This window comes from Roseateles sp. GW821-FHT02E12, from assembly GCF_059421665.1.
The window spans coordinates 1543434-1562695 of the sequence record NZ_JBWKVK010000001.1 but is presented as its reverse complement, the minus strand read 5'-3'; the positions used below and the strand labels follow the sequence as shown (position 1 = coordinate 1562695).

Below are 19262 nucleotides of genomic sequence, written 5' to 3'. Positions count from 1 at the left end.
GGCTTCTCAATGACGAGGACGGTGGGCGTCCTCGGCCTCCAGTTCGGCCTGCTGGTCACGGGCCAGCAGGAGGTCGCGGCGCTGATCCTTCAGCGTGGCATCCACGGCCGCCTCGCGGGCCTGGGCGCGCGCCATCTCGGCGCGGCGTTCACGCACCAGGGCCTCGGCCTGCTCCAGCAGCTCCTGCTCGTCGAGCAGCGCGTACTCGTCGCGCTCCAGCCGCTCGGCGAGCGCTTCGCGGTGCGCCTTCAGCTGGTCGCCCCAGCGCGGCATGTCCACGCTGCCGGCGCCGCCCCAGTGCTGCGCGAGTTCGGCCAGAAGGGTGCGGCTTTGCTCGATGCGCGTTTGCCGGTCGTCCACCACCGTGCGGGCCTGGCACTCGTCGGCCTGGGCTTGCGCCAACGCCTGGCGTGCGCGCTGCACGCGCAACTGGCGCAGCCGCAGCCATTGGCGGCCGTGGTCGGCGGAGAGTGCCACCCGCTGCGTCACGACACGATCTCCCGCAGATGCTGCAGGCAGCCGTCCCAGTCGCTGGGCTCGTGCGAGCCCTGCTGCAGCAAGGCCTTGATCTGCGGCATGCGTTCGATGGCCTGGTCGGCCAGCGGGTCGCTGCCGGCCTGGTACTCGCCCACGCGCAGCAGGAACTCGACCTCCTTGTGCCGCGCCATCAGCGCGCGCAGGTGGGCGGCGTCGCGCTGTTGTTCGGGCGTCGTCACGCGCGTGAACACGCGGCTGGCGCTGGCCAGCACGTCGATGGCCGGGTAGTGCTGGGCCTGCGCGAGTGAGCGCGACAACACCAGGTGGCCGTCGAGGATGGAGCGCACTTCTTCTGCCACCGGGTCGCTGCCTTCCTCGTCTTCGGCCAGCACCGTGTAGAAGGCGGTGATGGAGCCGTGCGCGTCGTTGCCGGCGCGCTCGAACAGGCGCGGCAGCTCGGCAAAGACGGACGGCGGATAGCCGCGCCGCACGGCGGGCTCGCCCGCCGCCAGGCCGATCTCGCGCAGGCCGCGCGCGAAGCGGGTAACCGAGTCCATCATCAGCACGACCTTGGCGCCCTGCGCGCGAAAGCCCTCGGCAATCGCGGTGGCGGCGTAGGCCGCGCGCACGCGCTCCAGCGCCGGCCGGTCCGAGGTGGACACGACGACCACCGAGCGCGCCAGGCCTTCCGCGCCCAGGCTGTCTTCCAGGAACTCGCGCACCTCGCGGCCGCGTTCGCCGATCAGGCCGATGACGTTGACCTCGGCGCGTGTGGTGCGCGCCAGCATGCCCAGCAGCGTGGACTTGCCACCGCCGGCCATGGCGAAGATGCCCAGCCGCTGCCCCTCGCCCACGGTCAGCAGTGCATCCATGGCACGCACGCCGCACACCAGCGGCTCGTGCACCGGGCGGCGCTGCAGCGGCGAGGGTGCGTCGCGGTACAGCGGCACGCGCGGCAGGTGCCCCAGCGGCGGGCCGCCGTCCAGCGGCTGGCCGAACGCGTCGATGACGCGGCCGAGCAGCCCCGTGCCGCTGGGCAGCTGCGCCGCGTCGTGCAGCACCTCCACCGCCGCGCCCACCGGCACGCCTTGCAGCGAGCCCAGCGGCGCGAGCACGGCCTCGTGGCCCTGGAAGCCGATGACCTCGGCCAGCAGGCCGGCCTCCTGCGGGCGCTGCGGGTCGAACACGCGGCAGCTCTGGCCCACGCGCGCCTGCACGCCCGTCGCGCGCATCAGCGTGCCGCCAGCCTGCACCACGCGGCCCAGCGTGGCCACGGTGCGCAGGCGCTGCAGGCTGCGGCGCAGGTCGTCGGTGTCGATGGCGGCGTCCAGCGTGGGCGTCATGGCGCCAGCCTCCAGGCGCGGGCGAGGCGTTCGACCTGCGTAGTCAGCCCCGCGTCGGCGGTGCCGAACTCCGTGGTCAGGCGGCAGTCGGTGTCGGCCAGGTCGGTGTCGGGCTGGATCTCGGCGTTGGCGAGGCCTGCCTTGTTGTCGGGGTCGATCGCCTGCAGTGCAGCGCGCAGGCCCGACAGCTGGCTTGGATGCACCTGCAAGCGCCAGGTGCGCGCCGGCAGCAGCTCGCGTGCGGCCTGCGCGGCCAGGCGGGCCAGGCGTTCCTCGGCGGGCAACTCGCCCAGCAGCTTCTGGAAGATCTCCAGTGCGAGGCCGGCCACGCGCTGCTGCAGCTGCTGGCGCTGCGCCTCGTGCGCCTTCGTCAGCTCGGTTACGGCGTCAGCGACTTGTGCGCGGGACTGTGCCTCAGCCTGTGCGAGGCCCTGGCCCAGCCCTTCGGCACGGGCGCGGGCACAGGCGGCGTCGATGCGAACCTGCTCCTGCGCGAGCAGCTTGTGCAGCGCCGCGACCAGCGCTTGTGCGTCCTGCAGCGCCGGCACCTCGGCGGCGCGCAGCACGCGGCGGTCCGACGCGATGCCCAGCCGGGCCTGCGGATCGCGATGCCAGAGCACGAAGCCGTTGTTCATGCCGACACCGTCGATTGCAGGGTGAGCGTTTCGCGCAGCACGGCCAGCGCGGTCGCCTGCGGCATGACCCAGGCCGCAACCGGCCCGAGCCGGCGGCTGGCCGCGTGGCGCAGCGAGCCGTGCGGCAGACCGGCCAGCAGCACCGCGGCGCCGGCCTCGGTGAACTGCTGGCTCAAGCCCTCGGGCGTGGAAACCTCCGGCCAGTCGCTCAAGGACGCGGGCAGCCCTTCGGGCAAGGGCGGCCAGTCCTGCGCGCTGCGCAGCGCGCGCCACCACGGCGCGCCCAACGCCGAACGGGCCAACTCGCGCAGCGGGCCGGCGATCCACAGCCGCAGCGCGGGTGCAGCCAGCACCGAGCCGCAGCGCAGCGCGAGCGCCAGCAGCTCGCTGCGCTCAAGCCCAAGCCACGGCGGCGCCGCGTCCAGCTGCGCCCATGTGAGCGTGCGGGCTTCGACCGGCGCGTCGTCCAGCAAGCGGCGGGCGACCTGCGCGCGCAACTGGCGTTCAGTCATGGCCGCCCCCTTCGAGTGCCAGCTGCGCCGAGGCCTTGCGGCGTCGCCAGGCCAGCACGCCCGCGCCACCCAGGCTGGCGGTGCCCAGCGTGATCGCCAACGCCAACGCGGCGATGGGCTGGCTTTCCGGCACCGGTGCCACGGTCGGCGTGGGCTCGGCGGCAAAGGCGACGACCGAGACGCTCTCGTACGGCAGCCCTTCGACGCTGTTGACCACCAGCGCGCGCACCTTGGGCAGCAGCGCCTCGATATCGAGGCCGGGGCGGTGCTTGAGCATCACCGAGGCCGACGACGGCTGGACCTTGTCGGACAGCGGATGGCGCTCCGGCACCACCAGAGTGACGCGTGCCTGCAGCACGCCGTCGATGCTGGTCAGCGTGTGCGACAACTCCTGCGACAGCGCGTGCATCAACCGCGCGCGCTCCTCCACGGGCGTGGAGACGAAGCCCTCGCGCTTGAAGACCTTGCCCAGGCTGTCGAAGTCTTCGCGGGGCAGGCCTTGCGCTCTCAGGATCTGCACCGCGCGGGCGAAGTCCGCCTCAGCGGTGAGCACCTCGAAACCGTCCTCGCGCGCCTGCTTCTGTGCCGGCACGCCGGACAGGCGCAGCGCCGAGACCATGTCGTTGGCCTGGCGCTCGTCGAGCTTGGCGTACAGGGTCTGGTCGCCGCAGGCGCTGAGCAAGGCGGCCAGCGCGAGCGCGGAGAGGCTTCGTAGGTGCTTCATCAGGATTGCTGTCTGAACAGTTGCTGCAAGCCTTCGGACGTGCGGTTCGCGATGTTCGAAGTGAGCTGGCAATGAAACATGAACTCCTGGCAGCGCACGGTCAGGTTGACCAGCTCGCCGGGCGTCAGCTCCTGGCCCGACAGCGACGCCGCGCGGGCATCGCGCCCGAGCGACGCCGCTTCGGCGTTGATGTGGTCCAGCGGCTGGACGATGCGCTGCATGGCAAGCGTGGGCGACTCCGTTGCGCGCACATCCAGGCGTTGCATTGCGCCGGCCATGGCGCGCTCGAAGCCAGCCACGTCCGCGGCCGGCGGCACGGTCCCAAGGGCGGACAACGACGCGCCGGCGCCGAGCTGGACATCGGCCACCGGGGCGGCCGTGGCGACACCGGGTGTCACTGCTTGCGCGCCATCGTTTCGAGCGCGGAGCCGACTGTCGACACCGCCGTGTGCGAGCTGCTGGCCAGGAAGCTCATCTTCAGCGACATGGCGGTCAGCTCGGTCACGTCCGCCGGCTTGTCGCCGCCGTTGTTCATCGCGGCGGACTTGGTCTCGATGTTGTCGGCCTGCTTGTCCAGGGCCTGGCCCCAGGCATCGGCCATGGCTTCGAACCATGAGCCGCCGCTGGATTTGCCGCTGCCCGTGGAACCGTTTGCAGGTGCTGCGGCGAGGGTGCTGAGAAGCGAGTTGGACATGGGAATCTCCTTGGGAGGGGTGGGGGGCGGGGGAACTAGAGCGTCAGCCGCGTGCGCTGGCCGTCGCGTTCGACGACGACGGCGCGCTCGGCAATCTCGACGACGCGGTGGCCGCTGGGCAGCAGCGCGCCACTGAAGTAGCGGCTGCCGTCGGCGGTGATGAAGTACGGGCTGTCCGTGTTGTCGACCACCGCGACCAGGCGCTTGGCCGGGTCCTCGGCGGGTGGAGTGACCGCAGCGACGGCGACGGCGGGCGGCTGGTTGTCCACGCGCAGCGTGGGCAGGCGGGCGATGTCGCGCTTGGCGGCGGCGGCGGCGGCCTGCACCTTGGCGGCGTCGCGCTCCTTGGTGTGCATGACCAGCTCACCTTCGGCCGACCAGCTCGCCTGCGCGGCGATGCCGTACAGGCGGAACACGTCGACGGCGCTGGCCTGCAGGTCGACCGGCGCGGTGGGTGTGGCCGCCTGCGCGGGAGGCATGACCTTGGCGACGACTTGCCCAGCTTCGCGCAACGTGCCGCCGCGCCAGGCCAGCACGCCGCCGCCGATGACCATGACCAGGCCCAGTGCGGTCAGCACGCCTTCGAGCATAGGGCGCGGGCGGGGCAGGGGTGATGCGGGCGCGTGGACGCCGGGCGCCTGGCTGCTGGTGAGCGGCGGTGGGCCGTCGTGCATGACGGGCTCGGGCCAGTGGGCCTCGTCGGCCGGGCCGTAGGCCACGCGCGTGTCGCCCAGCTGCAGCGGCTGGCCCGGCGCCCACGCATGCACGTCGGTGCCGGGCATCAGCGCGCGCTCGGCCAGCACGGCATGGCCGGCAATGAGCTGAACGCCGACCCGACCTTGCGACGGCACCAGCCGCGCCTGGAAGTCGGCTGGGCTGGCCAGCAGGATGTCGGCGAACTGCGTGTCGCCCTGGCTGGACACGTTCTGGCTGCAGACGAGCAGGTCGCCCTGTGCCGCCAGCCGCGCGCGCGCGCCGGCTTGCGGGCCGGCCAGCACGCGCAGCTCCAGCACGGAGCCGGTGAGTTTGGGCTTCATCAGCATGGCGGGTGCTCCTACTGCGCGCCTTCGCCGCCCGCCGGTGCCGCGGGAGCGGCCGGGGCTGCGGGATTGGGCAACGGCTCGCGGGCCCGCTCCAGGGCGCTGGCTGCCGCCTTGCTGCTGGCCAGGCGCGGGGTGATGAGGAACATGCGCTCGATGCGCTGGCCGCCCTTGCGCTGGGTCTTGAACAGGTTGCCGAGGATGGGGATGTCCCCCAGCAGCGGCACCTTGTCGACGCCGGCCGTGGCGCTGTCGCGCACCATGCCGCCGATCAGCAGGCTCTCGCCCTCGGAGATCAGCGCCTGGGTGTTGATGCCGGAGCGTTCGACGATGGGCAGGTTGTCCACGCTCTGGCCGGTCAGGCCGCCATCCTCGATCTGCACCAGCAGCTTGATGCGGGCGGCGCCGTCGCCGTCCTTGCCGTCCCTGAACACGTGCGGCGTGACGCGCAGCCGGGTGCCGGCGGTGACGTTGAAGAGGTCCACGTCATCCCGGCCGGCAACGCGCACGTAGTAGGTCTGGCTGTTGTCGAACACCGCCTCGACGTTGGACAGTGTGACCACCTGCGGGCTGCTGACGACCTTGGCCGCGCCGTCGCTCTGCAGCGCGGTGATGCGCGCCACGAACGGGAAGCGGTCGCCGATCACGGCCGAGATGGCGCCGCCCTTGGCGCTGGGCGTCACGTCCTGCTGGCCGTTCAGCCGCAGGTCGCTGGATGTGCCGTTGCCCACCAGCAGGCTGGACAGGCCGTGGTTGTAGCGCCAGTTGATGCCCAGCTCGCGCAGGCGGTCGGTGTTGATGTCGATGATGGTCGCCTCGATCTCGAGCGACTGGGGCTCGATGTCCAGCGACTTGATGAGGGCGGCGTAGCGGTCCAGCCGCTCGGGCAGGTCGCGCACGATGACGGCGTTCAGGCGCGGGTCGGCCTCGATGCGCGGGCTGAAGTCGGGCGGCGGCGGTGCCTCGACGGGTGCCTGCGCGGCATACCCCACCTCGGTGAGCGCGGCGACCAGCGTGTCGGTGCCACGCACGTTGGGGGCGGCTTCGTCCACCAGGCCCAGCGTGCCGCCGGCGCCAGCGGTGCCACCCGTGCGGAGGGCGCTGCCGCGCATGCGCTGGCCGCCCTGCGCGCGGGCGGGGTCGGTGGCGACGGCCGCGATACGGCCCCGGGTCGGTTGGCCGGTCAGCGAGCGCAGGATGCTGGCCACGCCGGGCAGCGTGGTCTGCTGGCCGCCGAAGCTCATGGGCACGTCCTGCGCCCAGGCGTAGCGCAGGTAGAAGATGCGGTAGTCGGGCAGCGGCTGCTGCTGCACCGGCGCCCAGCTGTTGACGGCCGCGGCGGCTGTCGTGGGGCGCACCTGGCGCACCAACTCGTCCACCTGCTGCACGAAGCGCTTGGCGCCCACGGCCAGCAGCGCGCCGTCGCCGCCGAACTTGAGCGTGTTGCGCGCGTCCGGCAGCTGCAGGGCCTGGGCCGCGCGCTGCACCTGCGAGGCCACGGCGGGCGAGAGCAGGTAGCTGCGCGTGGTGGTGTCGCTGGCCGGTGCGATGTAGAGCACGCCGCCGTCGTAGTAGCTCAGCAGGTTGTAGGCGCGGCTCAAGTCGCGCAGCAGCTTGGCCGGCGTGCCTTCGAAGCGACCGTTGACCTGGCCCTGCACGCCGCTGACGACGACGGGGATGTCGCTGCCGGAGAACAGGCCTTGCAGGAACTGCTCGATGGGCTGGTCACGCGCTTCGAGCTTGAGAGGGCGCAGGCCTTCGGGCAGCGGCGCAGCCGCAAGGGGCACAGCTTGGGCCAGCAGCAGCGTGGCGGCCGCCGCGATTCGGATGTTTGAGGTCATGCGGCGAGCAGCGCGGCCTGCGGTGAAGCGGGCGCGTGGAGAGAGGTGTTGGGGCCGGACCCCGGCGGGGGCAGGTGGTACAGCGGCGTGAGCCGCAGCGTGGGCAGCAGTTCATGGAACGACAGCACGGGCGTGTCGAAGCACTCGTTCTCGATGAGCTTGCGCAGGTGCCAGCGCAGGTCGACGGCGCAGACGATGGCCTGCGGGCGCAGCGCCTGGACCTGCGCCTGCACGTCGGCGGCGAACAGGCGCGCCACGTCGGGCGCGACCGCCAGCTGGGTCACACCGCCGCTGACGTGCAGGCTTTGGCGCAGCAGGCCTTCCAGCTCGGGCGAGAGCATCAGGGCCTGCAGTTCGCCGCTGGGGCAGATGCGGTGGTGCGTCTGGCGGCGCAGCGCAATGCGCGTCATCTCGGTCAGCGCCTGCACGTCCTTCTCGCGCTGGCTGGCGTCGGCCAGCGCTTCGAGGATGTCGCGCAGATTGCGGATGGAGACCTCCTCGGCCACCAGGCGGCGCAGCACCTCGGTCACCTTCTGCACCGGCAGCGCGCGCAGCACCTCCTTCACCACGTCGGCCAGCTCGGCCTGGGCGCGGGTCAGCAGCTCGCTGGTTTCCTGGATGCCAATGAACAGCGGCGCGTGGCGACGCAGCGCCTGGCGCACCTGCTCGGCCAGCACCTGCGGGTCAGCGCGCTCGTCGCCCGCGATCTCGCCTTCGGCCAACGGCACCTCATGGGCCAGCAGCCGCCAGCCTGCGCGGCCGACGCGACCATGCAGCGCCAGTCGTGGCAGCGGCAGGCCCTGGTCGAGCTGCAGCTCGTCCAGCATGGTTTCGATGGCCCGCGTGGCCGCCAGGCCGCCGTCGCCCAGCATGGGCTGCGGCAGCTCCAGCAGCAGCGGTACCGACGGCCGCACGCGCGGTTGCGCCGTCTTGAACGCGGCCGGCTCGGGCGTGCCGCGCCTGGCGCTGAAGCTGGGCATGCGTTCGGTCAGCCAGTCGCGGCTGCTGGCCGTCAACATGACGCCAGCCACGCCGAACACGACCGCCAGCAGGCCGAACACCAGCGGCGGGAAGCCCGGCACCATGGCCAGCAGCAGGCAGATGCCGGCCGCCATCATGTGCACCCGCGGCTTGGCGCCCAGCTGCTTGCGGATGGCGTCACCCAGATGGCGGTCGTTCTCGTCGTCGTTGATGCGCGTGACCAGCAGGCCTGCCGCCATGGCGCCCAGCAGCGCCGGGATCTGCGCCACCATGCCCTCGCCGATGGACAGGATGGAGTAGCGGTGCACCGCGTCGGCCAGCGCCAGGTCTTGCTGCAGCACGCCGATGGCCAGGCCGCCCAGCAGGTTGATGAGGATGATGACGATGCCGGCGATGGCGTCGCCCTTGACGAACTTCATCGCGCCGTCGAGGCTGCCGTGCAGCTTGCTTTCCAGCTCCAGCGTGCGGCGGCGGCGCTTGGCCTCGTCCTTGTCGATGAGGCCGGAGCGCAGGTCGGAGTCGATGGACAGCTGCTTGCCGGGCATCGCGTCCAGCGAGAAGCGCGCCGCCACCTCGGCGATGCGTTCGGCGCCCTTCGCGATGACGATGAACTGCACCACGGTGATGATGAGGAACACCACCAGGCCCACCACCAGGTTGCCGCCCGCCACCAGCTTGCCGAACGTGGCAATGATGTGGCCGCCGTCGGCATGCAGCAGGATCAACCGCGTGGTCGCGATGGAGAGCGCCAGCCGGAACAGCGTGGTCATCAGCAGCACGCTGGGGAACACCGAGAACTCCAGCGGCCCGGCCACGTACACGGCGATCAGGATCAGCACCAGGCCCGAGGCGATGTTGACGGCCACCAGCATGTCGATCAGCCACTGCGGCAACGGCAGCACCATCAGCGCCACGATGGCCACGATGCCGGCAACGAGGAAGAGGTCGCTGAAGCGCGCGATCAGCCCTTCGCGCGGCTGGTCGGCCGCGGCGAAGTAGCCGGACAGGCCGTCGGTGCGCTTGGCGCTGCTCACGCGTGGCCTCCCAGCTTGCGGCGCAGCTCGGCGTACACGGCAAGCACGTTGCGCACGTAGGCCTGCGTCTCGGCAAAGGGCGGCACGCGCCGGCCATGGCGCTCAACCGCACCTTCGCCGGCGTTGTAGGCGGCCAGCACCAGGCGCAGGTCGTTGCCGAAGCGAGCCTGCAGGCGCTTGAGGTAGCGGGCCGAGGCTTCGAGGTTGGCCTGCGGCGTCAGCAACTCCCGGTCCGCGGTGATGCCCATGTCGCGGCCCGTGGCGGGCATCACTTGCATCAGCCCGCGGGCGCCGGCGGGGGAGATGGCGCCGCTCTGGTGGCGCGACTCGATGTGCGCAAGCGCATGCAGCAGCAGCGGGTCGATGTCGTGGCGCTGGGCCACCTCGGCCACCAGCGGTGCCACGGCGCGGATGCGGGCCTGGCCCACGGCGTCACGGGGCGATGCGTGCGGGGCCGCGGCAAGCGGTGGCGTCACCGGTGCAGCGGACAGCACCTCGACAGGCAGGGCCTCCGCGGGTTCGAGTGGTGGTGGCTCGGCCGGGGTGGAGCGGCTCCTGACCAATGCGGCCAGGCACAGCCTCTCGGTCAGCGCGAAGCCGCTGGCGCCCGCGGCCGGCGCGGTGTCCAGCAGCGCCTCGGCGGAGGCAGACGGGCAGTTCGGTGCGGCGGCGAATGCCCCCACCAGCGGGGCCGCGCCTAACGCACCGGTCGCCATGACATGGCAGATCCGTTGAAGTCCGAACACTTGTCTTCCCAGCTTTTGGAACCGGGCGGACTATGGGGGCAAGCCTTGCCTGCTTGTTGACCATTGAAAGCAGAAGTAACTGACTGACCCGTAGACATTGCTCCCCTTTATGTAGACCACCTCCCCCCACGTTTACGCGTAGAAACATCTGCTGCACCGCGGCAATCCGAGACCGGGCATCGTTCGGTCCGTCGCCCCCAGTCGCCCTGCCGCTGGCGTGGTGAAAGGCCCCCTAGAAGTAGGTCTGGTCTTGGCATTGAAAACAAGTTTTCACAAACCCCGTTTGCACCCCCTAGAAATAGGTGTTAGGCACCCATGGCCGACGACAGCGGCGACAAGACCGAACAACCCACACAGAAGCGCCTGCTGGACGCCCGCAAGAAGGGCGACATCGCCAAGAGCAAGGAGCTGACCAGCACGGCAACGCTGTTGGTCTGGCTGGTGATGGGCGCGTTATGCATCCGCCTCGGGGCCGAGCGGGTGGCGGCGTTGTGCGAGTCGCTGTTCGCGCGCGTGGCCGCCGGTTGGCGCGAGGAGGGGTTCGGCCACGTTGCCGCGCTGCTGGGCTGGCAGAGCGTGGAGTTGTCGATGCTGCTGGTGGCCTTGCTCGTCATTCCCGTCGCGGCGCTGGGCACGCTGGTGGAGTACCTGCAGGCGGGGCCGGTGATGGCGTTCGAGAAGGTGGCGCCCAAGCTGGAACACCTGAACCCGGCCGCGGGCATCAAGCGCATGTTCTCGCTCGACAACCTGGTCGAGCTGATCAAGGGCATCCTGAAGACGGCGCTGCTGCTGGCCATCGGTTGGGCGGTGGCCAAGTTGCTGCTGCCCGACGCGATGCGGCTGGCGTTGAGCACCGACAGCCCGGCCCAGCACCTCGGCGGCCTGATCTGGGAAGCCACGGTCAAGACGCTGGCCTGGACGGTGGGCGTGTTTTCCGGCGTGGCCATGCTCGATGCGTTCTGGACGCGCCACCGCTACACCAAGAAGATGCGCATGAGCATGCGCGACATCAAGCAGGAGATGAAGGAAAGCGAGGGCGACCCGCACCTGAAGCAGCAGCGCAAGCAGGCCCACGCCGAGTGGAGCCAGCGCAATCAGGCAGCCGCGGCGCGCGGCGCCAATGCGCTGGTGGTGAACCCCACCCACGTGGCCATCGCCATCGCCTTCGAGCCCGGTCGCTGCCCCGTGCCCACCGTCAGCGCCAAGGGCGAGGACCACGTTGCCCGCGCGATGCGCGAGGCCGCCGAGGACGCTGGCGTGCCCATCGTGCGCAACGTACCGCTGGCGCGCGAGCTGCTGGCGCGCTGCGAGGAAGGCGAGGTCATCCCGCCCGACCTGTTCGACGTGCTGGCCGAGGTCATCGTCTGGGCCGAGAGCGTGCGCGAGCAGCTCAAGTGGGAGGCTGCCCGCGCCGACCCGCACCAGCGCGACCAGGTGCCCCCCGAGCCGCCGCGCACCCGGCCCGCCCCGGGCGAGGACATGACCCGCCACCCCGACATCGACCCGCGCGCGATGTTTGCGTGAGCCGCCAAGACGACAACGCCATGCAAGACCTGATGCTCAACCTCGCCAGCACCGTGGCGGCCCTGGCCTTCGTGCTGCTGCTGGCCTGGGTATTGATCCGTGGCTGGCGGCGGCTGCAGACCTTTGGCGGCAGCCGCATGGCGAACAACGCCCAGGCGCTGCGCTTCGTGCGCGCGCTGCCGGTGGGCTCCCGCGAACGCGTGGTACTGCTGGACCATGCCGGCGAGCGCTGGATGCTCGGCGTCACGCCCGGCGGCATCAGCCTGCTGGCGCGCCTACCCATCCCCGGCCCCGCATCGGGCAACGACGTATGACCACGGCGTTCTCACACCGCAGCGACAAGCTGACGCTGCGCGAGTTCACCGCCGGCGACGCGACCGACATCCAGCGCCTGCATGCCGACCCGCGCGTTCGCGCGCTGCTGCCCGACGAGCAGCCGCTGCACGACGCGCACTGGGCGCAGCACTTCGCGAACTGCCTGGGCGGCTTCTACCGCCAGCACCCAGGCCTGGGCATCTGGCGCTGTGCCGTGCCGCTGCAGGGCGCCGAGCAGTTCGCTGGCTGGTTCAGCCTGATGCCGGTGCAGGCAACGCCCGACATCGCGGCCTTCGGCGTTCAGCCCGGCGACGCGGAACTCGGCAGCCGCCTGGTGCCGGAGCACTGGGGCAGCGGCCTGAGCCTGACCGGCGGCGAGGTGCTGCTGCGCCACGCCTTCGAGCGGCTGGGGCTGCGCACGGTGTGGGGCATCTGCCACCCCGAAAACCGTGGCGCCCGCGTCTGCCTGGAGGCGCTGGGCTTCACGCCGCGCAGCCACGCGCCCTACGAGGGCCAGTTGTCCGATTACCACGCGGTAGACGCGGCGACCTGGTCGCGCGTCCACACCCTCAGCCGCCGCGACCGCCTGCGCCAAACCCGGCGTGCGGCCGATTCCTCCACCTCCAACCCAGCCCCAACGTCGGCCCCCCACGCATGAGCACTCCCGCCTCACCCAACCCCTGGCAAACGGCGCTGAGCCGCCGCCTGGCGCAAGCCCTGTCGCTGTCGAGCCTGGCGCATGCCCCGCTGGCCGATACCGCGTTCGATGCTGCGTTCGACAACGCCGTGCTGGCCACGCGCTGGCGCGTGCCGGCCCGCCCGATCGAGCAATGCCGCGCTGCGGGCGCGTTGAGCGAGATGCTCGGCGCCGGCGGGCCTGCTGCGCGCGGCGACCTGCTGCGCCACTGCCTGCAGCACTACCGCACGCAACTCGCCGCCGACGACGCGCAGGACGACGTGGGCCTGGCCCTGGCGGCCTACCTGGGCGCATGCCGCCAGGCCTTCGATCACGAGCCGCTGAGCCCGCATCGCTGGCTGGCAGTCACGCAGTGGCTGAAGGCCTGGGTCATCGACGAGGTGCTGTGGGACGACGCCCCGCTGGCCGAGCGCCAGGACGCTTTCGAGCGCTTCGCCGTGCTGGCCGTGGCACTGGGCGAATGGACCGTGCAGGCCAGCCGCCAGGGCACGGCGCAACAGGCCTCAGCCACGTGGATGGCGCGCACCAGCCTGCGCGGGCAATTGGGGCTGGACCTGCCCGCGCTGTGCACTGTGTTGCGAAGTCAGGATGCGCAGACTGCGGCGAACCCTAGCGCCGTGGCCGACGAATTAGGAGCGGCCGCATATAGGCAGCAGCCGCACGACCCCGTTTAATTCAATCCGTCAGCGCCGCAGAGTTTGATTAGAAAACCTTGACGACAAGACACGCAGCGAATTCGGTGTTTCCTCAGTCGCCACCGGAATCAGATGCCTCGCATTTTTTCAATCAATGACTGCGGCAAGGTTTGCCGCTAACCCATCTTTTTTGGAGATCAACATGGGATCAGCAGTTAGCAGCGTTTTGGGCGGTGGCGGTTCGGGCGGCATCCTGGGTGCCGTCGGCGGCATCGTGGGCGGCATCTTCGGTGGCCCCATCGGCGCCATGATCGGCCAGGCCATCGGCAACATGCTGCAGCAAGCCGTCGGCGACGCCACCAAGCAAGCCGTCGACACGCTGCAAAAGGAACATGGCATGCCCAAGTTCCTGGCCGACGAGGTCAAGGGCAAGGTCGACAGCATCATCAGCGGCCTGCAAAAGCCGGTCAGCGCGGAAGCTTCGCAGCAGGCCGCCCAGCACGTTGGCGACAACTTCGAGGCCTTCAAGAACGACCTGGCCCAGACGCTCGTGAAGCTCGTCAAGGAACAGTTCGAACAGAACGAAGCCAGCCAGACCGGCGGCGCCTCGTCTGGCGGCAAGGCCGTCAAGGGTGGCAGCTGGCTCGAGGCCCTGTCCAAGGCCATGGGCAGCGCCCTGGGCCAGAAGGCGGCCAAGATGGTCGAACTGAGCGACAAGGTCGCTGAGACCGCCGGTGGCCAAGGCAAGGAAGCCGCCAAGGCCAACACCGAAGCCACGCTGGAACTGCAAGGTACCAGCCAGATGTTCAACCTGATGCAAAGCGCCTTCTCGGCCGCCATCAAGTCCATCGGTGAAGGTCTGTCGCAAGCCGCTCGCAAGGGCTAATGCAAGTGGGGCGGGGTCAAACCCGCCCCGTTTTCAATTTGGAGAAGAACTTGGCTCGCATCCAACAGGCAATCCTCGGGATTGCCATTGCCGTTTGTCACGCCCCTTCCTTCGCGCAGGGATTCGTCAACGTGTACGAGGTCCCGCACAACGTCTCGATGAACGTGATCGCGAACCAGTTCATTCACCAAAACCTCAACGAAACGCTGCACCACTGGGACGCGTACGAGCAGCAGCAGAAGGGCAAGCCCAAGCCCATCACCAGCCTGCCGCTGGCACAGAGCACCGGCCTGGGCATCTCGGCGCTGGCCAGGAACCTCCCCACGGACCAGGCCGACGCGGGCCGGGCCGCCTACAAGCAGGCCTTCGACTTCCACGAGCAGGTCATCCGCAAGTTCGGCCTGCCCTCCGGTGACCTCGGCGTGGCTTTCGCCAGCTGCGTCGCGGGCGCCTGGATGGCCTACAACAACAAGCCCTTCCCCGACGAGTTCTACCTGCCGCTGGTGAACCAGATGCGCCAGATCGTCAGCAGCAAGGGGCCTGGCCTGCAGGCGCTGTCGGCGACCGACCGCTCCACCACCTACGAGAGCCTGGCCATCGCCGGAATGATGCTGGCCAGCAGCCAGATCACCTGGCAGCGCAACCCGCGCGCCACCGGCGCCGAGGACCTGCGCAGCCGCATGCGCGCGCAAGGCAGCGACACCCTGACCCGCATGCTGCAAGTGCCCCCCGACCGCGTGGGCATTGGCGCTTCGGGCGTCTATTCGTTGGCCGAGGCGCGTCGCTAGGCCCTTGCCCTTCCATCACGGCGCCGCGGCGCCGATTGCTTTCCGGGGCCACGGTCTCGGCATCTCCATGTTCAAGCATTCCTCCCCTACACGCCTCGTGCGCCTGCTGGCCACCACGGTCTTCTGCGGTCTCGTGGCGAGTTGCGGCGGCGGCGGTGGCGCCGGCACCCCGCCGCCCACCGGCGGCGACCCACTCCCGCCCGTCACGCCCAGTACGCCCACCTTCAAGACCTATCAAGACAAGACGTTGCCCGGCCGCCTGCTCGTCAATTCGGCGCTGGGCAATGCCGTGGTGTTCGACCTGCTGACCGGTGAGACCAGCTCGCTGCCGGCCTCCGGCATCAAGGCCGCCAATTCCGCCGACGGCGACCAGTGGCAGTCCACTGCCATGTCGCCGGTGCTGCTGCGCTTCAACGACACGCAACTGGCCGGCGACGGCGCGCCGAATGTGCGGGTGTCGGTGTTCGACAGCCTGGCCAGCACCACCGCGACCCAGAGCTGGAAAGTGCCCGGCAGCTTCTCCGGCAGCCCGCTGGTGTCGCCCGACGGCAAGAAGGCATTGGCCTTCTACCGCGCCTCTCACACCGACGACCCGCGTCTGACCGTCTGGGATCTGCAGACCGGCAACGTCCTCAAGCAGGGCTCGCTGCTGGACGACAAGACCATCCTCGACACGCCGGTCACCTGGCTGCCCGACGGCCGCTACGCCTACCTGCTGGACAACCGGCTCATCGTCTCGTCGCCCGCCAGCAGCACCGAGACCGAGCTGGCGCGGTTCGCGGCACTGCCCAGCAACAATGCCGCCAACTGGCAGAGTTATGTGTCCGGCCAGTCGACGCTCGTGGCGAGCCCGGACGGCAAGCGCGTCGCCTTCAGCTGGGTGGAACAGCGCGGCTCCGGCCTGGACAAGCATGTCTGGGTGGCCGGCGTCGACGGCAGCCGCCTGCACCGCGTGACCAAGGTGGCCGACGAGGGCAGCCCGCTCGAGTTCCGCTTCATCAGCCCGAGCTGGTCACCCGACAGCCAATGGGTCGTCGCGCTGTTGGACATGCACGCCACCGGCACGCAGCCGCTGTTCCCGCCGTCGCCCTACAACGACATCCCGCCCCCGCTGACCGTGAGCGGCACGACCGGCTGCGGCAACAGCCAGGTCATCGTGCTGGCGGCCGATGCGGAGCGGGAGCCCATCTCCTGGCCCACGCTGGATGCGTCTCACGGTGTGAAGACGAAGACCACCGCCGGCCTGCCCGCCTGGATCACCAGCTGCCGGCCCGTGTCCTGGATGCCATGACACCGACGGCGCGCGCGATCGCCCAGATAGTGGCGCTCGGCACCGCGCTGGCGGCCGGCAGTGCCGGGGCCCAGCCCGATGCCCGGTCGCTGGCCGCCGACCCGGCGGCGCTGGAGCAGCTCATCAAGGCCGCCAGCCTGGATGTGATGTCAGAAGCCACCGTCAATGCTTGCGAGGACATGGGCGTGCCCTCCGCCGCACAGGTGCGCGACGCCTGGGTGGCGTGGCGCGAGCGGCACCAGCTGGCCTCGCTGCGCACGGTGGTGAAGGACCTGAAGCGCCGCCAGGGCAGCAGCGCGCCGCCCTGGGCGACGCTGACCGACCCCATGCGCCAGCGCGTGCTGAGCGACGCCACGCCCGATGCCACCTGTGCCGCGCTGGCGCGTGACTGGCAGACGCCCGGCATGGACGTGACCGCGCTGTACCCGCAGGCGCGCGCCGCCGCGATGGCGGTCGTGCAAGCTCGGCTGGCCTCGCCGCCGTCGCTGCCCGCCATCGCGCCGGGTGCGGCGCGGGGGCAGGTCTTGTTGCCCAGCCAGGTCCCGGCGTTCGCGGCGCAGCACCCTGGCCACTGGAGCTCGATGTCGGTCGAGGCGGCCCAGCGTGATCTGGGCCTGGTCTACGTGAAGGGGCGCGTGGTGCGCTACGGCGACGATGGTGACCACTACCTCCTGAGCCAGGACCAGGGCGACCGGCATTCGGAGCAGCCCGTCTACCTGCGCTTCGATGCGGAACCCTGGGTGGGCCGCGAGGTGGTGCTGCGCGGCGTCTTCACATCGCTGAGCCGCAGCTCCGCGACCCTCGCCGATGCCGCGCTGGTGAGCGACGCGTCGGCCCTGGCGCCGTCGCCACTGCCCCAGGCGCCGTTGAGCCGCAAGAACGTGATGCTGCAGCGCGTGCTGAGCGTGCCGGGCCGCGGCCTGCCGGACAAGGACCTGGCCGCCGTCGTGATCCACGGCAGCGCCAACTACAACTACGGCAGCAGGTGGGAGGAGGACGTGCGTTTCCTGCTGCGCGACGGCACCGTCTACCACCGCACCGAAATGCCGCCCGACCAGCTCAACGTGGCGATGTCGCGCCAGCTGGAGCCCCAGCGCTGGGGGCACTGGCGCAGCGCGGCCAAGGGGTACGACATGCAGGCCCAGGACGACGAAGGCCGCGCCGCCGGCGACTGGCGCGCGGCGCCGCATCGCGTCGTGCGCCCCTGGCCCAAGGACACGCGGCTGGAGGGCAGCTTCAGCCGCGCCAGCTTCAGCGGCAGCCTGGTCACCGGTGGCACCTCGTTCAAGCGCGGCATCCGCTTCACGCGTGACGGCCGCTTCGAGCGCAACTTCAGCTCGCAGTCGGGTTCCGGCAGCCTGGCGGCCATCCAGGGCACGGTGATCTCGAGCGCCGCCCGCGGCGATGGCAAGGGCAGCAGCAGCACCGCGGGCGGCACGGTGGGCGGCCCCTTTGGATCCGTCACGGCCACCAGCGGCACGCGCAGCCGGGATGACGGCGCCAGCCGACGCGGCCGCTACCAGCTCAGCGGGTTCGTCATGACGCTGGACTACGACGACGGCCGCCAGGAGCGCCTGCTCAGCTTCCCTGTGTACGACGACCACCGCACCGTCTACCTGGGTGACAGCAGCTACGCCCTCGACAAATAGCCCCTTCATCTCTGGAGCCCTCGTGCCTCACCTACCCCAACTTCTTCGCTTGTCCCGCCTGTCCATTCACCTCGGGCTGGCGGCGCTCGCCTGTGTCGCGGGCACCGCCACGGCCCAGCAGGTTGCGCCTGCAATCAGCCTGGCCGAGCAGATGCGCACCATGCTCGGCAAGCCCGTGGCCGGCGGCGCGGCCGCACCGGCGTTCGCTCCCGCGCCTGCGGTGACTGCGGGCGGTGGCCTCGGCACGTTCGATGCGCCCATCGTCGTCAACGGCCCGGTGCAGCTGCGCCAGTCCGCCACCGAACTGGCACAGCGATTCCCGGCCGCGCACCGCGGCGCGATGACCAAGGCCTACGAGGAGTCGTTCCTCTTCTGGCAGAAGCTCGAAACCCAGCTCGGCCTGACGCCCAACGATGCCGCGGCTGGCGTGGCGGCCTTCATCGCTGGCAACTACGCGGCCTTCATGCAGCAACAGGTGCCCGACGAGGATTTCAAGTCGCTGGTGCTGCAGATGCAGAGTCTGCTGGCGCGCAACCCGTCGTTCACGCAGAGCACACCGGCCGCCAAGCGCGCCATGTTCGAGCAACTGGCCATGGTGGGCACTTTCATGGCGGTCTACCGCGAGCACCTCAACAGCAAGCCCAACGCCAACGAAGAGGTCAACTTCCGCAACTCGGCCAAGGCCAATCTGGAGGCGGCGCTGGGCCTGTCGATCGAGCGCATCCAGATCGGCAGGCAGGGGCTGGTGGCGCGTTGACAGCGGGGCGGCCAGGCCTCCTCAGAAGTCGTAGTGCCGTCCGGCGATGGCGTCGGCCACCATGGGGGTCCACGTATCCAGGTGGACGAAGTCCGACGAGTCGGGAAACCGGTGCGCCGCGAAGAGGAGGGCCTCCGGGTCCAGCACGGCTTCGGCCGCTTCCGGCGTGGGGTGCACCAGGTCGGCCAGCAGAACGACGCGGCGCGACGTGGCCATGTCGTCGCTGAGGTCGATGGCGTCCAGGTTCGGGCCCCAGTGCCAACGCCCGTTGGCGCGGCGGATCGCCTCACCCAGGCTCACGCCCAGGTCGCCCAGCAGGCTGTAGACGATGAAGGGGCCGCCGCGCGTGCAGTCTGGCCAGGGCGCGTGCTTGGGCAAACGGTTGAACGCCGGCAACTGCGGCCAGTGCACCTTGGCCCAGGTGTTCAGGGCCTTGGCGTACGCCGTGCCTTGCAGCGCCTGCGGATCGGGCCCGCCATGCGCCAGCAGCCATTCACGCAGCAGGCGCTGGCGCTCGTCCAGCGTGGCCTGGAAGTAGGCCTGGTTCTGCTGCACCTGGGCGTCGCTCAAGGCCTTGCCGGCTCCTGAATGCGGCAAGTCGTACGGCGGGTAGCTGCTCAAGTCCCACGTGGTGGTTTTGGTGCCGGCAAGCCAGCGCTGGAGGAGGTTGGGCATGTTGTGGGCGGGTGCCAA

General features: G+C 70.5%; 21 protein-coding genes. 9 read left to right on the top strand and 12 right to left on the bottom strand.

The genetic code is table 11. The features are described from left to right. Positions 1-6: 6 nt before the first annotated feature. From AC07V5_RS07480 to AC07V5_RS07430, 11 genes are read right to left on the bottom strand one after another with little or no spacing between them, the layout of a single operon-like run. The gene (locus AC07V5_RS07480; protein WP_495115007.1) at positions 7-489 is read right to left on the bottom strand and encodes a hypothetical protein; all 483 of its coding nucleotides are present in this window, start codon (positions 487-489) and stop codon (positions 7-9) included. Next, complete coding sequence (locus tag AC07V5_RS07475; protein ID WP_495115006.1) at positions 486-1820, bottom strand: FliI/YscN family ATPase; 1335 nt, start codon at positions 1818-1820, stop codon at positions 486-488. The genes AC07V5_RS07480 and AC07V5_RS07475 overlap by 4 nt, the downstream gene beginning before the upstream one ends. Beyond that, on the bottom strand, positions 1817-2455 hold the full coding sequence (locus AC07V5_RS07470; protein WP_495115005.1) for a FliH/SctL family protein: 639 nt from the start codon (positions 2453-2455) through the stop codon (positions 1817-1819). Before AC07V5_RS07470 ends, AC07V5_RS07475 begins: the two co-directional genes overlap by 4 nt. Beyond that, on the bottom strand, positions 2452-2967 hold the full coding sequence (locus tag AC07V5_RS07465; protein ID WP_495115004.1) for a hypothetical protein: 516 nt from the start codon (positions 2965-2967) through the stop codon (positions 2452-2454). The genes AC07V5_RS07470 and AC07V5_RS07465 overlap by 4 nt, the downstream gene beginning before the upstream one ends. Then, positions 2960-3691, bottom strand: a complete 732-nt coding sequence (sctJ, locus tag AC07V5_RS07460; protein WP_495115003.1) for a type III secretion system inner membrane ring lipoprotein SctJ — start codon at positions 3689-3691, stop codon at positions 2960-2962. Before sctJ ends, AC07V5_RS07465 begins: the two co-directional genes overlap by 8 nt. Beyond that, on the bottom strand, positions 3691-4089 hold the full coding sequence (locus AC07V5_RS07455) for a hypothetical protein (RefSeq protein WP_495115002.1): 399 nt from the start codon (positions 4087-4089) through the stop codon (positions 3691-3693). Before AC07V5_RS07455 ends, sctJ begins: the two co-directional genes overlap by 1 nt. After that, entirely contained in the window at positions 4086-4385 is a 300-nt protein-coding gene (locus tag AC07V5_RS07450; RefSeq protein ID WP_495115001.1) for a hypothetical protein, read from the bottom strand. Before AC07V5_RS07450 ends, AC07V5_RS07455 begins: the two co-directional genes overlap by 4 nt. A gap of 35 nt (positions 4386-4420) precedes the next feature. Then, on the bottom strand, positions 4421-5428 hold the full coding sequence (locus AC07V5_RS07445) for a SctD/MshK family protein (RefSeq protein WP_495115000.1): 1008 nt from the start codon (positions 5426-5428) through the stop codon (positions 4421-4423). A gap of 11 nt (positions 5429-5439) precedes the next feature. Then, positions 5440-7266 (bottom strand): type III secretion system outer membrane ring subunit SctC, encoded by a 1827-nt coding sequence (gene sctC / locus AC07V5_RS07440; protein ID WP_495114999.1) that lies wholly within the window; start codon positions 7264-7266, stop codon positions 5440-5442. After that, positions 7263-9281: an FHIPEP family type III secretion protein gene (locus AC07V5_RS07435; protein WP_495114998.1), complete on the bottom strand. Its 2019-nt coding sequence runs from the start codon at positions 9279-9281 to the stop codon at positions 7263-7265. Before AC07V5_RS07435 ends, sctC begins: the two co-directional genes overlap by 4 nt. Beyond that, the gene (locus tag AC07V5_RS07430) at positions 9278-9997 is read right to left on the bottom strand and encodes a lytic transglycosylase domain-containing protein (protein ID WP_495114997.1); all 720 of its coding nucleotides are present in this window, start codon (positions 9995-9997) and stop codon (positions 9278-9280) included. Before AC07V5_RS07430 ends, AC07V5_RS07435 begins: the two co-directional genes overlap by 4 nt. Before the next feature lie 345 nt (positions 9998-10342). Between AC07V5_RS07430 and AC07V5_RS07425 the strand changes: the two genes are divergently transcribed. The 9 genes from AC07V5_RS07425 (at position 10343) to AC07V5_RS07385 (ending at position 18569) form a co-directional block, all read left to right on the top strand. Further along, positions 10343-11551, top strand: coding sequence for an EscU/YscU/HrcU family type III secretion system export apparatus switch protein (locus tag AC07V5_RS07425; RefSeq protein WP_495114996.1), 1209 nt, complete (start codon positions 10343-10345; stop codon positions 11549-11551). After that, positions 11548-11865, top strand: coding sequence for a flagellar biosynthetic protein FliO (locus tag AC07V5_RS07420; protein WP_495114995.1), 318 nt, complete (start codon positions 11548-11550; stop codon positions 11863-11865). Before AC07V5_RS07425 ends, AC07V5_RS07420 begins: the two co-directional genes overlap by 4 nt. Next, on the top strand, positions 11862-12524 hold the full coding sequence (locus tag AC07V5_RS07415) for a GNAT family N-acetyltransferase (protein WP_495114994.1): 663 nt from the start codon (positions 11862-11864) through the stop codon (positions 12522-12524). Before AC07V5_RS07420 ends, AC07V5_RS07415 begins: the two co-directional genes overlap by 4 nt. After that, entirely contained in the window at positions 12521-13237 is a 717-nt protein-coding gene (locus tag AC07V5_RS07410) for a DUF6683 family protein (RefSeq protein WP_495114993.1), read from the top strand. The genes AC07V5_RS07415 and AC07V5_RS07410 overlap by 4 nt, the downstream gene beginning before the upstream one ends. A gap of 163 nt (positions 13238-13400) precedes the next feature. Continuing rightward, positions 13401-14084, top strand: coding sequence for a hypothetical protein (locus AC07V5_RS07405; protein WP_495114992.1), 684 nt, complete (start codon positions 13401-13403; stop codon positions 14082-14084). Further along, complete coding sequence (locus AC07V5_RS07400) at positions 14084-14872, top strand: DUF6683 family protein (protein ID WP_495114991.1); 789 nt, start codon at positions 14084-14086, stop codon at positions 14870-14872. Before AC07V5_RS07405 ends, AC07V5_RS07400 begins: the two co-directional genes overlap by 1 nt. A 67-nt stretch (positions 14873-14939) precedes the next feature. Beyond that, entirely contained in the window at positions 14940-16163 is a 1224-nt protein-coding gene (locus AC07V5_RS07395) for a hypothetical protein (protein ID WP_495114990.1), read from the top strand. Then, positions 16160-17812 carry a hypothetical protein gene (locus AC07V5_RS07390; RefSeq protein WP_495114989.1) on the top strand — a complete coding sequence of 551 codons (1653 nt, stop codon included), beginning with the start codon at positions 16160-16162 and terminating at the stop codon, positions 17810-17812. The genes AC07V5_RS07395 and AC07V5_RS07390 overlap by 4 nt, the downstream gene beginning before the upstream one ends. A 49-nt stretch (positions 17813-17861) precedes the next feature. Next, on the top strand, positions 17862-18569 hold the full coding sequence (locus AC07V5_RS07385) for a DUF6683 family protein (protein WP_495114988.1): 708 nt from the start codon (positions 17862-17864) through the stop codon (positions 18567-18569). Positions 18570-18590: 21 nt separating this feature from the next. Here AC07V5_RS07385 and AC07V5_RS07380 read toward each other — a convergent pair whose 3' ends face one another. Further along, a complete protein-coding gene (locus AC07V5_RS07380; protein ID WP_495114987.1) occupies positions 18591-19244 on the bottom strand; it encodes a hypothetical protein in 654 nt (217 codons plus the stop codon). Positions 19245-19262 lie beyond the last annotated feature (18 nt).